Annotated in this window: 10 protein-coding genes and 1 pseudogene; 3 read left to right on the top strand and 8 right to left on the bottom strand. The window is 59.8% G+C overall.

The features are described 5' to 3' along the window. Positions 1-189: 189 nt before the first annotated feature. Both smpB and RBB80_RS19385 read left to right on the top strand, forming a co-directional pair. On the top strand, positions 190-729 hold the full coding sequence (gene smpB / locus RBB80_RS19390) for an SsrA-binding protein SmpB (RefSeq protein ID WP_433964089.1): 540 nt from the start codon (positions 190-192) through the stop codon (positions 727-729). Positions 730-792: 63 nt separating this feature from the next. Further along, the gene (locus tag RBB80_RS19385) at positions 793-2,349 is read left to right on the top strand and encodes a leucyl aminopeptidase (protein ID WP_433964088.1); all 1,557 of its coding nucleotides are present in this window, start codon (positions 793-795) and stop codon (positions 2,347-2,349) included. Positions 2,350-2,743: 394 nt separating this feature from the next. Here RBB80_RS19385 and RBB80_RS19380 read toward each other — a convergent pair. The 4 genes and pseudogenes from RBB80_RS19380 to RBB80_RS19365 all read right to left on the bottom strand — a co-directional run bounded on the left by RBB80_RS19380 (position 2,744) and on the right by RBB80_RS19365 (position 6,457). Further along, a pseudogene (locus RBB80_RS19380) lies at positions 2,744-4,795 on the bottom strand (arginine--tRNA ligase). Between the two features lie 250 nt (positions 4,796-5,045). Next, entirely contained in the window at positions 5,046-5,411 is a 366-nt protein-coding gene (locus RBB80_RS19375) for a hypothetical protein (protein WP_433969761.1), read from the bottom strand. Beyond that, entirely contained in the window at positions 5,369-6,064 is a 696-nt protein-coding gene (locus tag RBB80_RS19370; protein WP_433964087.1) for a lysylphosphatidylglycerol synthase transmembrane domain-containing protein, read from the bottom strand. The genes RBB80_RS19375 and RBB80_RS19370 overlap by 43 nt, the downstream gene beginning before the upstream one ends. 147 nt (positions 6,065-6,211) lie before the next feature. Next, on the bottom strand, positions 6,212-6,457 hold the full coding sequence (locus RBB80_RS19365) for a hypothetical protein (protein WP_433964086.1): 246 nt from the start codon (positions 6,455-6,457) through the stop codon (positions 6,212-6,214). Between the two features lie 314 nt (positions 6,458-6,771). Between RBB80_RS19365 and RBB80_RS19360 the strand changes: the two genes are divergently transcribed. Next, positions 6,772-8,367: a hypothetical protein gene (locus RBB80_RS19360; RefSeq protein WP_433964085.1), complete on the top strand. Its 1,596-nt coding sequence runs from the start codon at positions 6,772-6,774 to the stop codon at positions 8,365-8,367. Positions 8,368-8,389: 22 nt separating this feature from the next. Here RBB80_RS19360 and RBB80_RS19355 read toward each other — a convergent pair whose 3' ends face one another. The 4 genes from RBB80_RS19355 to RBB80_RS19340 form a co-directional block, all read right to left on the bottom strand. After that, complete coding sequence (locus RBB80_RS19355; RefSeq protein ID WP_433964084.1) at positions 8,390-9,469, bottom strand: hypothetical protein; 1,080 nt, start codon at positions 9,467-9,469, stop codon at positions 8,390-8,392. Further along, on the bottom strand, positions 9,469-10,422 hold the full coding sequence (locus tag RBB80_RS19350; protein WP_433964083.1) for a DUF3857 domain-containing protein: 954 nt from the start codon (positions 10,420-10,422) through the stop codon (positions 9,469-9,471). Before RBB80_RS19350 ends, RBB80_RS19355 begins: the two co-directional genes overlap by 1 nt. 78 nt (positions 10,423-10,500) lie before the next feature. Further along, a complete protein-coding gene (locus RBB80_RS19345; RefSeq protein ID WP_433964082.1) occupies positions 10,501-10,860 on the bottom strand; it encodes a hypothetical protein in 360 nt (119 codons plus the stop codon). After that, positions 10,842-12,473, bottom strand: a complete 1,632-nt coding sequence (locus RBB80_RS19340; RefSeq protein WP_433964081.1) for a DUF3857 domain-containing transglutaminase family protein — start codon at positions 12,471-12,473, stop codon at positions 10,842-10,844. Before RBB80_RS19340 ends, RBB80_RS19345 begins: the two co-directional genes overlap by 19 nt. Positions 12,474-12,736 lie beyond the last annotated feature (263 nt).

Here is a 12,736-nt window from a genome sequence, read left to right as displayed (position 1 = left end):
AATAAGTGGGTGGGTATCGGGGATGGTCCACGGTCGTTTTGCGGCACGGCTCGCGGCTGGAAGACTGGGCAGAACTCATGACGTCAAAGCAGGACTGACGGACAAGACTGTGGTTAGACGCGCGTGGCTTCGGCGGGTGAGGGCTGCGTATGAACCGAAAGTTGCACGCGTGTTAAAGTAAGAGATTGCATGGCACGTTCTATGTCCAACACGACAGCCGCCCACCAGCCAAAGCCGGTGGTGAAGGAGAAAGACCGCGACCCGGTGGCGGCGGGGAAAAGAGATGCCGCGTTCAACCGGTCGGCAAGTTTTAACTACTTTTTGACGGACAAGTTCGAGGCTGGGGTCGCTCTGCGTGGGACCGAGGTGAAGTCGATCCGCGAGGGGAAGGCTAATCTGAAGGACGCGTATGGGCTGCTGAAGGACGGCGAGTGTTTTCTGTTGAATGCGCACATCGGACCGTTCTCTCATGGAAATGCGATGAACCATGATTCGCTGCGTACCCGGAAGTTGCTGCTGCATAAGAGCGAAGTGCGGAAGCTTGAGGGTATGACGAAGCAGAAGGGATTTACGTTGATCCCGACACGACTTTATTTTCGTAATGGGCGTGTGAAGTGCGAGATTGCGCTGGCCAAGGGCAAGCAGGAGTGGGATAAACGGGCCACCGAACGCAAGCGCGAGGCCGATAGCGAGGCCAAGGCCGCGGTCGCGAGGAGCCAGCGAAGGTAGTTCTACTTTCGTTGTAGTTTTACTTCCAAAGTGATCAACATGCAGTCGGGTTACGATAGACGCATGGACACTAAGCTGATTTTTCAGGATGCCGCCGGGTTTCAAACGCCGATGCTGGCTGTCTTTGCCGTGGATATCGCAGTCGGCAAAGATGCGGAGCCCTTGGTGGCTTTATTGACGACCTCGGATGCGGTAGCAGATGCGGTGGCGAAGGTTCTGGCTTCGGGCGAGTTCAAAGGGACGATGGGCGAGACGTTGTTGCTGCATGCTCCGAACGGGTTGAAGGCGGAGCGGCTGCTGGTAGTGGGGCTGGGAAAGGCCAAGGGGCTCTCTGTCGATGCGGTTCGGAAGGGTGCAGGGACGGCTGTGCGTGCGGCCAAGCCGCTGGCGGTTCGGGAGCTGGCGATTGCATTTCCTGAGGACCATGCGCTGGACGACGAGCATCTGGAGACGCTGCCCTGTACGCTGCTTTCGCGCGTGCTGGTAGAGGGCGCGGAGCTGGCGGAGATGGACTGGGATACTTACCGGAGCGAACGAAAAGATCGTTCGGTGAGGTTGCTCTCGGTGGTCGCGAAGGAGGCGGAGAAGTCGACCCGGGCGGAGATTCAGGAGGGCTTCGATGCGGGCGTAGTTGTGGCAGCGGCGCAGAACTTTACGCGGTCGCTGGTGAACGAGCCGGGCAACGTGCTGACGCCGACGGAGCTGGGCAAGCGCGCGGCGGCGATGTGCGCGGAGGTCGGACTGCAGTGCGAGGTGCATTCGACGGCGAAGCTGCTGGAGTTGAAGATGGGTGCGTTTGCCGCGGTGGCGCAGGGTTCCGAGCAGCCTCCGGCGTTGATTGTGATGACGTATGAGCCGAAGCTGGCAAAGGGTGAGGCGTTGGCGAAAGATGCTCCGGTGCTGGGGCTGGTGGGGAAAGGGATCACCTTCGATACGGGCGGGATTTCGATCAAGCCGGGCGATGGCATGGAGAAGATGAAGTACGACATGGCGGGGGCAGCGGCGATGATCGGCGCGATGCGGGCAATTGCGCAGATGAAGCCGAAGGTGAAGGTGATTGGAGTGGTGTGCTCGGCGGAGAATATGCCGGATGGCAAGGCTTATCGGCCGGGCGATGTGGTGACTGCGATGTCGGGTAAGACGATTGAGGTGATTAATACCGACGCTGAGGGCAGGCTGGTGTTGGCGGATGGTCTGCACTATGCGAAGACGCTGGGCTGCACGCATCTGATTGATGCGGCGACGCTGACTGGCGCTTGTGTGGTGGCGTTGGGGACTTTGAATGTGGGATTGTTTTCAAACGATGAGGCGACGTGGCAGAAGTTTACGGATGCGACGAAGATCTCTGGGGAAAAGTTCTGGCGGCTTCCCTGCACCGATGATTACAAGGACCAGATCAAGAGCCATATCGCGGATATGAGGAATACTGGCGCTAATCGGTGGGGCGGGGCTATCTCGGCGGCGATGTTCTTGAAGGAGTTTGTGGGGGAGACGCCGTGGGTGCATCTGGATATCGCTGGGTGTGCGTGGAATGATGAGAGTAAGCCCTGGATTGCCAATGGGCCTAGTGGGGTTGCAGTGCGGTCTATTTTGGAGTGGGTAAGAGGGTATTCAAACTAGGAAACGATTCTACGCTGCCTCACCACCCGAAAATGGTAGAGTCCTGCTCCTCAAGTGCGAATGCGCTTGCGAAAGGATTCAATGAATGTATTTGATTAAAACAAACTGTGCGCATGGTCATCGTATGACTGTGCTCGTTCCTACTCCCCCGCAAACTATTCAGTGCGCGGTTTGTCCGCTAATCGTTCCGTTGAGACTGCACTCTTCCGCCGAGCCATGGCGCTTGAAGTTTGAGTTGAAAAGACAAATACGGGGTCTCTCCACTGCGCTGCTCACGATGAGACCGTGAGCAGCTTCGGTCGAGATGACGATCTCTTGAGGTTCGTTGGGGAGAAGAAGACAATAAGGAGAACAAGGCAATAAGGGAGAACAAGGCAATTTGTGTGAATTGCAGTTACATAACTGGTGGGGCTTCGATGCCCAGGTAGTCCAGGGCGCGGGTCATCTCGCGTTGGGCTACTGCGGCGGTGGCCAGGAGGAGGGATTTGCGGGTGGGGTCGGGCTCGTTGAGGACGTGGTGGCGGTGGTAGAAGTTGTTGAACTGCTGGGCTAGCTGGAAGGCGTACTTGGCCAGGTAGGCTGGCTCGGCGGTGGCGATGCATTGTTCGATCAACAGGGTGAGTTTGGAGGCGAGGAGCCAGGTCTCCCAGAGGCTGCTTCCATCTTCGGTGTCGAGGATGTTCGACAAGTCTAGTGTCGCGATTGCGGCCAGGGATGCGGCTTCGGTGGTGTTGGCTTTGCGGAAGATGTTGGCCGCGCGGACGATGGCGTACTGGACGTAAGGGCCGGTCTCGCCTTCGAAGCTGAGGGCGTCTTTGAAGTCGAAGGCGATGGTGGTGTTGCGGGTGAAGCGGAGCATGAAGTAGCGGAGTGCGCCGACTGCGATCTGTGTGGCGATGGTGAGGCGCTCGGCGGGTTCGATCTCGGGGTGGCGGGTGTCTACCTCGGACTTTGCGGCGGCGATGAGGCGGTCGAGGAGGTCGTCGGCTTTGACGCCGAAGCCCTTGCGGCCACTGACTTCGATGAAGGGCTTTTTTGATCTTCTTCGCTAATGGTGTAGCCGAGTTCGACGGCGCATCGGGGGTGAGGGCGACCATCTCGTAGCTGAAGTGGGTGTAGCGGTCGGCGGCTTCGGTGTAGCCCATGCCGCGAAGGGCGGCGATGACGTTGTTCTGCGGGTCGTTCTGGCGGGAGTCGATGACGTTGTAGATGGCGTCGGCTTTGCCGAAGGTGGGGTGCGGAGTATCGCCGTGGGTGGTGGAGATCCAGCAACAACGATCGGGATATTCGCGAAATTTTGTGTAGCCGAAGTCCTTGCCGGGGAGGAGGCCGAACTTCCAGAGGTGATAGGCGATGTCCTTGCCGACGTAGGTGACGGTGCCGTTGGAGCGGACGATGACCTTGGCGTCTTCGTCGGGGAGGCTGGAGGCAGAGGGGGTGGTATTTGTGGAATCCGACATCTCAGAGTCGAGATGTGGGGCACCCGTTTCATTGCCGGCGCGGCGCATGACGTAACAGCCTTTGTTTTTGCCGGCGGTCTCGAGGTAGAGGACACCTTTTTCGAGCATGAGTGTGCGGGCCGCGTCCCAGAAGTGGAGGGACAGGATCTCGCTCTCGCGGGGGAGGAAGTCGTACTCGATGTTGAGGCGCTGCATGGTCTCGAGGTGACGGCGAAGGACGGCGGTGGAGATGAGGTCGGCTATGTCTGCGGTGTCGTTCTTGCCGAGCTCGAGGGCGTGGAGGGTGTCGAGGCGGATCTGCTTGCGTGCGTCGACGTGTTCGGCATCGGCGGCGTACCACTGGGAGACTCGGGCGTAGAGATCCCAGCAGTAGAAGTCGATGCGCTGGTTGGTCTCGAGGAGCTCGGTGAGGAGTTCGCGGGTGCTGGTGAGTGTTTTGCCTTCGAGGTAGACGAGGCCTACGACTACGTCTGCGACCTGGACGCCGGTGTTGTCGATGTAATTTTGAACGCCGACTTCGTAGCCGGTTTTGAAGCGGTCGGGACGGAGGAGGCGCTGGAAGGTGTCGCCGAGGATGGCGTTGCGGAGGTGGCCAATGTGAGCGGCTTTGTTGGGGTTGATGCTGGTGTGCTCGACGAGGCGGAAGCCTGGGCCGCCGATGTCGGCGTGCTGGTCGTCGGCGATGCGGCGGACGGCGGCGGTGCGGTCGAGGCGGATGTTGAGGTAGCCTGCGCCGGCTACTTCTACGCTTGCTACGCCTTCGAGCGTGGGGAGGACGGTGGTGAGTTCGGCGGCTAGCTCGGTGGCGATGGCGCGGGGGCTTTGCGGAGGCGCTTGGCTAACTCGAAGGCTACGGGCAGGGCTAGTTCGCCGAGGGCGATGCTGGGGGGCTGCTCGACTGCGAGGTTCGTCAGGGTGACGTCGTATTTTGCGAGGAGGATGGCCTGGATGCGGGCCAACAGGGATTGCTGGATTGTGCGGTACATGCTTTGAGGGTCACCACTTCGGAAGATGGTGCCAGTTTACTAGAAGCGTGTCCTGCCGGACGGGCCCACTGCGCGTGGAGCGGCCACTTCGTGGCGGGTATACCGCTTTGCGTGGTGCTCCCGTTGGTCGCGAGTTGATCTCGTGCCGACCAGCGGGAGGATCTGGGAAGCTCATGCTGCCAAGGCCGGTATACATGTTACGAAGTGACCGCCCTCCGCGCAGGAGGCCCGTCAGGCAGGACACTCGTCTCTATGGCATTTCGACGGGTAGATCTTCGATCTCCTCGAGAAGGGGCTTGTGGTTGTGGATGCGGATGCGATGGGTGAGGAAGACGATGCCGCCTGCTCCAGTAACCGAAAGAAGCATCCAGACGTGGATGGCAAGACCGAAGACAGCGGACTGCGACATGGAGGCGCCGTGATTGACGAGCGAGGTCTTGACGGCGAGTTCGAAGGGGCCGATGGCTCCGGGAGAGCTGGGAATGAGGTAGGAAAGGTTTGCGAAGGAGACCGAGAGCCATGCGGCGATGTCGTCGACGGTGAGACCGAGGAGACGGATGGCGGAGAGAAAGATCATGCCTTCGCAGGTCCAGATGACGACAGACTGGAAGAGCAGGAGGAGCGAGCCGGCGACACCGAGGCGGCCGGTGGCGTCGAGGGCGAGGGTGATCCAGTGTTCGACTTTTTGAGCAGCGGGCCAGCCGGGAAACGGGCGAAGAGGCGTTGCACTGGAGACTGCAGGCTGCGGGCAGCTACGAGGAGGATGAGCAGGCCGATGGCTGAGACGGCCAGCGAGATATTTGCGATGAGGCGAAGGCGCGGCGTGGCGATGCTGCCTACGGTCGAGACAAAGAGGAGGACGAGGACGAAGATGTCGAGGAGCTTTTCGAGGATGACAGTGCTGAGGATGACGGAGGGCGCGGTGCCGAGGTCGTCGGAGTAGGTGAAGATGCGCATGATGTCGCCGATGCGCAAGGGGAGGATGTTGTTGGCGGCGAGCGAGGTCATGAGGACGCGGGCGCAGACGGCAAGGTGGGCATGGAGCGAGCGGCCGTTGCGTGGCATCATCTGGCTCCAGCGAACGCAGCGCAGGGTGTAGCTGGCGGCGGTGAAGCCGAGGACTCCGAGGATCCACACCGGGTGCACGGCGCGGAGGGCTCGGAACCCGTGCAGTGGAATGTTATGGAAGGTATACCAGAGGAAAAAGGCGCTGATGAGCAGGCCGGGGATGGTCTTCAACAGATTGCGGCTGTTGGCGGCTGCGCTCATGCGGGCAACCAGAGGGACGGCAGGCGAAGGCTCGTCGCGAGGGAGAGATGAGAGGGAAAGGGACGATGAAGCATGCAGCTTCGATTGTATCGTCTGTGTTATCGATCTCTTACGATGTCGCAGGAACAATGCGTCCGGTTGGAATGGTTAGACGGAGACGGAAACGAAGACACTGCGGAAGGCTTCTTCGTCCTGCTGTGAATTCTTCCTGCGTTGAGGGTCGGGTTCGGCATGCGCCTCGACGCGGGAGATCACATCGCCATCATCGCTGGCTGCGAAGCTGCTGAGCTTGCGGCGCACTGCGGCCGCGGCTTTCCTGGCTTCCTGGGTTTGCAGGGTGGATTGAGTAGAGCCCAAAGCAAGCTGGCTGACCGGATTGCTGTGAATGTGCATGACGTGCTCCCTCTTTGAATTGTTCCCTTCGTTCGGGCTGACGACCTTGCCCTTGTAGTGCAATCGGAGGACCAACTCGCAGGAAGGCGTGATGAGCGCTTTCTAAGAATGTGTTTGGCGTTTATTTCTTTTGAGTTGGGAGAGATGTAGGCTGAATCGATGTTCTGACGTCTAAACCTGGAGGGAGTTGACCTCGTTGAGAGATGGGTGAATCTACTTCGCGATGAACTGCATACCTTTGGGCCAGGGCTTCGCAGAACGCAAAAATTGATGGCATGCGATAGAAATAAGACCGCGGCGGGAGCAAGAGGTATTTGGCTACATCACTAGCATCACAGCTCTCTTCGGTAGAACTAGAACTCGAGCAGTACCGGCGGGAACGAAGCCTTGCGGCGGCGCTGGTGACTGTGCTGACGTTGTTTGCGTTATTGATCCATGGCTATCATCCGTATGCCGAGGACGGCGGTATTTATCTGCCGGAGATCAAGCGACTGCTCGATCCGAGGCTGTATCCGTACGGGGCCGAGTTTGTGGTGGGGCACCTTCGGTACTCCGTGTTTGCGCCGTTTGTGGCTGGCCTGGTGCGCGAGTCGCGCTTGAGCCTTGAGATGGTTCTGCTGCTGGTGCACCTGGCGAGCTTCTGGGTGACTTTGTTTGCGGCGTGGCTGCTGGCAGCTCGTTGCTATGGGTCGCGTGAGGCGAGAGGCGGTGCGGTGGCGCTGCTGGCGGTGTGGCTGACGATTCCGATTGCCGGGACGTCGCTGATGCTGATGGATCCGTACGTGACGGCGCGAAGTATCTCGACCCCCTGTGCGCTGCTGGCGCTGGTGGGAGCGCTGCAGTTTTTGTCGCCGCAGTTTGAGACGGAGGGAGAGCGGCGGCTCGGGTTGACGCTTTGTTGCGGAGCGCTGGTTGGGGCGGGGATGATGCATGCGCTGATGGGCGCGTATGCGCTGGGATCGGTGCTGGTTCTGGGCGCAGCGCTGTCTGTGAGCCGACTGGTGCGGGTGTGGGGGACGGTGGGACTGGGTCTGGCGGCGGTGTTAGCGGCGGCGGTGGTGCAGTTGTTGGCTCCGGTGGAGAGCGCGGCCTACCAGAGGGTGATGCTGACACGGAGTTACTGGTTTCTTAGCCAATGGCACTGGTACGAATGGGCCGGGCTGGTGGCGCCGCTGATGATTCTTGCAATCGTAGCCATGGGACGAAGCCGTACGGTGGATAGTGTGGGTGTGGGGCTGGCGCGTGCTTCGATGGTGTCCGGAGGGACGGCGATCGCGGTGGTGCTGCTGTTTGCGCGGGAAGGAGCGGTGGTGCACCAGGTGGCGAGACTGCAGCCCTTGCGGATCTTTCAACTGGTGTACGTGGTGATGATTCTGGTGGCGGGCGCGACGCTGGGGGAACGGGTGTTGCGGCGACGAGCGTGGCGGTGGGTTGGTGTGTTCTCTGTGCTGGCGGCGGTGATGGTGCTGGCCGACCGTGAGACGTTCCCGGGTTCAAAGCACCTTGAGCTTCCGGAGGCTCTAGTGCGGGCGGCTGGGGGCGAGGGAAATGGATGGGAGCAGGCGTTTCTCTGGATCCGAGAGAATACGCCGAAGGATGCGGTGTTTGCTCTGGACGCGTACTACACGGTCAGGGATGGCGAAGATGCGCAGAGCTTTCGCGCGATTGCGGAGCGGAGTTCGCTGCCGGATTCCAAAGATGGAGGAACGGCTTCGAACAGACCGGAGCTTACGGAGGAGTGGTCACAGGGAATGGCTCTGCAAACCGGGCTGGGCAGGGGTGTGGATAGGAGCCGGTTTGCGGCGTTGAAGGCGATTGGCGCGACCTGGGTGGTCCTTGCGAGAGATGTTGCGACGGGGTTTGGTTGTGCTTACGAAGATGAGGCGGTGAAGGTGTGCCGCCTGCCGTGACGAGTGGCAGGCGGCTACGGCTTCAGTTCCCTGCCGGGGTTGGTTTGGCGGGGGTGGGTGCGGTGGTGAGGACGACCGTCTCCTGGTCTTTGTTTTCGAATTTGGAGTAAAAGCTGCGAAGGCCGGCGTACTCGTCAGGCATGAAGACGATCTCTGCGAGGAAGTAGTCGCGACGGATGGTAAAGCTATTCGGGGTGGACTCTGAATTCAAGCTATACAGAGCAAACTTCTGGAAGCCCTCCTTGTCGGTGGCAGGGAGAGATTCTATTTTGAAAGATGGTGGGAACTTGATGCGAACAGCATCTTGATTGGTGCGGGAGTATGGGAAGTAGACGGGAATCTCTCGTTTCTCGTGGGGGAATGCGGGTTTTGCGTTGACTTCGAAGATATCTGCAGGAATGAGCAGGCGTTTGCCGGTGGCGGATCCGACGGCTCCCTTGAAGGAAAGGTTAACCACGAGGGGCTGTTCGTAGTCTTCGAGCTTGTCGATGGAGGTAACTTTGATGTCGGCTCCGGCAGGCATGAGGCGTTCGACGTTGGTGCGGAGCTCGCGTTTGAGGCTTTCGTCGTCGCCAGTGAGGGCGCGCTGTCGCCAATGAAGAGCGGGAGATCCCAGGTAGGTCATCTTTAGAGTGCCGGAGACTTCGCCGTGTTCGTCCATGGTCAGGTCGGCTATTCGTGTGGTCTTCGAGTAGAGATAGGTCTCACCCGGAGTCTCCACTGAACCTGCGCCACTGTCCATTTGCCGAAGGCCACTTGTCTGGCTGTGCTTCCACTCGAGATGCTGGTAGGGGCAGTAGCGAGAGCCTGGGTCGAAGAACTGGTCCTTGCCGTCTACGTTGACGATTGCTAGGTCGTCGTCAAGCTGCGACATGCTGAGGTAAGCACGGTAGAAGAGACTGCGGTCGCGGCTGGTGACGACGGCGAGATAGGCTTTCATGCCGGCAGCACGGGCCATGGCGACGAACAATGCGGTGAGCTGATCTTTATTGCCACGCTTGCGCGTCCAGATGTCGTCGGTGGAGTGCACCTCTTTGAGGCCGAGGGACTTCTCTTCGGTGCTGGAGTGCTCGCGGGTGAAGCTGGTGTTTTCGATCTTCATTACGGCGGCGTAGATCTTGTGGAGCTTCTGATCCTGCGAGTCCGCGGGGAGGACGAGGTCGTGAACGGCCGCGGTGACGATGGGTCCGGGCCCGATGAACTTGTCGCGAAGCTTCGCCCAGTGCTTGCCTTCGTTCTTCCAATACTCGTCGCCGGTGCGATAGGGGAGTAGTAGAAGAGGACGCGATAGGTGAAGCTGGAGATGGGCGGCATGTAGTCCTCCTCAGGGGTGGGAGGAACATCATGCACGTTGAGATCGAAGATGTACTGGCCTTCGTCGAAGGATCTGGCGGGAAGCTGAGTTTCTTTTAAATCGGCGCCTGGCGGAAGAATCTTGGTCCAGGAGATGGTGTTGGTGAGTTGCCCACCGTCTTCCGACGAGACGAGTTGTTGGCCGGTCGGCCTCCAGGAGTAGTGGGCTTTGCGGGTGTAGAGGCCGGATTGGATGTACCACTGGGGGGCTCTGAACCAGTTGTCGTCGAGACGCAGCTTGTAACGGTATTCGATGATGCTGCCAACTTCGACGTCTGGCAGGGTGAAGACCTTGGCCATGAAACGAACGCCCTGGGTCTTTTCTACGAGCTTCTCGTAGGGTTTGCCTGTGAAAGGGATGATGGTGCCGTCGGGGTGAATGGTGCGACCCTGGATGTCGTCGATGACCGTGGAGGCTCCTTCGCTGGCGTGGGCGTAGGCGAGTTCGACGTTGGCGTGTTCCTTGCCGCGCTCGGTGAGGACCTTGAGCCGGACGTAGGTGCTGAACATGTGCAGCTTGTCTTCGGTGGTCTCTTCGCGAAAGAGGTAGACGGCGGCGGCTCCGGGGACCTGGGGCTGCGAGGTCATGGAGAGCTCTTCAGCGGTGGGAACGGTCCACTGTGCGCGAGCGATGGGTGTAGCCAGGAGAGCCAAGGCAGAGAGAAGAGTGATGCAGAGAGTGCGGCGTGAAGTGTAGTTCATGATCGAAGTAGTCCTTGTTCGATTGCTTCGTTGTGCGGTAGCTGGGCGTGTTGCTTGATCGTTTTCAGTTGCGATTTTTTACTGCTTCTTGAGTACGGCTTTGTTTTGTTCGTCGGCTGCTATGACGCCGGAGAGCTTTTGGACGTCGGGATATTTGTCAGCGGGAAGAGTGACTTCGCGGACGGTGTAGGTGCGGGTGTAGCGGAGGGTGTGATCTTTGACGATGCTGGAGCTTTCGTAGGAGGCAAAGCCCAGGTCGAGCTTGACGGGATCGGGAATCTCGTCGACGGCGTAGCCTGAGGGCAGCTCAATGGTGTAGTCGTCCTGCTCCTGCATGGTCTCGCTGAGGTTGATGGGGATGTCGTGGCGTTCTTTGCGGTCGGCGTAGAGATGCTCGCCGCCGAGGACGCGGGGACGGATCATGAGCAGAGGACCCATGGGCTTTCCGAAGCGATCGGCGGTGAGGAGTAAGTGGTCGTGAGGTCTTTGTTGAGAGCCTCGGCGTTCTGCACCTTGAAGTCGGAGACGGTGAAGGTGGTAAAGTCCTGGCCGAGGAGGCGGTCGAGGAATTGGGTCTGCTCCTTGGCGTCGCCGCTGGTGTAGAGATCGCGGCGATGTTCGGAGAGGTCGCCAAAGCGCTTCTCGGTGACGGTGCCCTTGAGCGAGCCGTCGGGTTGCAGTTGGAAGGTGCCGGTGCGACGGATGGTGTTGAGATCGGGAGAGAGGACCGGAAACTGAATGATCTGGCTGTCGGGGCCTTCCATCAGGACGCCGTAGCCTCCCTGGAGGTTGTGCTCGAGCTGGCCGAAGGCAGTCTTTTCCCAGGTGGGGTCGAAGATGAGATAGCGGCGGCCGGACTTGGCGGTGACGACGCTTCGGAGTTTTGGCGAGTTGTAGCCCTTGGGAATTTCAATGCCGGCGATCATGTGGTCGCCGAAGATCGAGGGTGCATTTGGGTCGACGACTCCTCGACGATGGTCGACCATGACGAGAGCGCCGTGGACGCCCACGGTAGAGAGCATGGAGACGAGCAGGGTGGCTTTGTCTTTGCAGTCGCCGTAGCGGTTGCGGAAGATGTCGGCGGCGTAGTGGGGCTGGTAGCCGCCGATGCCCATCTCGATGACGAAGTAGCGGACCTGTTTTTGAACGAACTCGGCGATGGCCTCGGTCTTGTCGTAGAAGTCGGTCTTGTCGCCGGCTAGTTCTTTGGCTTTGGCGGTGATCTCGGGTGTGGCTACGAGGCGATCCTTCGAGAGTGTCTGGTACCACTCGCCGATGCTTTGCCAGGTGCCTTCGGTCGGGGCGGGGATGGTTGGGCCAGTGTAGTGGACGGTCATCCGGCCCTCGAGGGAGTACTCTGACGGGCGGAGCTCAACCTGATCGAGGTCGATGGGCGGGACATCCTTCATCTCCCAGCGCCAGCGTTGATGTTCGAGGTCGATCGGAGGGAGTTCCCTGCTATGCGCCCAGACGGTACCGTGAGTGAATCCGGGTGGGAGCTCGAGGGTGAAGCTCTGGTTGAGGCGGGGGAGTTCGCTTTGGAAGAGCCAGGTCTTCTCGGTGAGGTAGGGATGGGTGCGCTGCTCGTACTCGTAGGCGACGACCCCGCCGGGATCGCGGCCGGGAGCCTCTGCGGCCCGGACCTTGAGGTCCATGAAGAGGTTGCCCTGGCCGGGATAGCCGAACTCAACCTGCTCGTTGTCTTTGACGGCGTACTCGTGACCGTCGCGGCCGATGCTCCAGACGTGCATGGAGAGAATTTTGGTGTCCTTGTCGAAGGGGACGGCGATCCTGCCCTCGTCGCGACCTTGGGGGCGAAGGATTTTAACGACGCTGCGGAAGTGTTCGGTGGCGCTGCCGTCGGCCGCTACGGTGTAAGTAGTGTCTTCGAGGAGAACGACTGCGTTGGTTTCAGGCGGATAGGCGGGGATCTTTTGCTGGGCGGCGGTGCGAACCCAGTCCGGGACGGTGTCCGGCCGGGAGGCTAGCGCTGGGATCGCGCTGAATGGGAGGAGGCTCAAAGCTGAGATTTGGAGAAGGAGTTTACGCAATTGCTCTGCTCGCGGGTTCGTTCGTCGTATCGTTCGTAAGGTCACGGGTCTTCGATACACCATTTCGCCCCACCGTCGTTGTAGCAAACTCCGGCTGTGTGACAGGAATTATGTATGTTCGAGAGTTATACGTGGGCCCGAGAAGCAGTTCAAGGGAATTCAGAGATTTATACGGTACGTCGAATGGGTGATATTCGATTCGGCATTGGCCCAAAGAAGCTGTCCTGAAACTGAAGAAGGGGCACGCGAGGTGCAACAGCAGA

This window comes from Tunturiibacter gelidiferens (assembly GCF_051013345.1).
GTDB classification, from domain to species: Bacteria; Acidobacteriota; Terriglobia; order Terriglobales; family Acidobacteriaceae; genus Edaphobacter; species Edaphobacter gelidiferens_A.
Note: the sequence above shows the minus strand (reverse complement) of the source record. Positions and strands in the feature narration are given on the sequence as shown.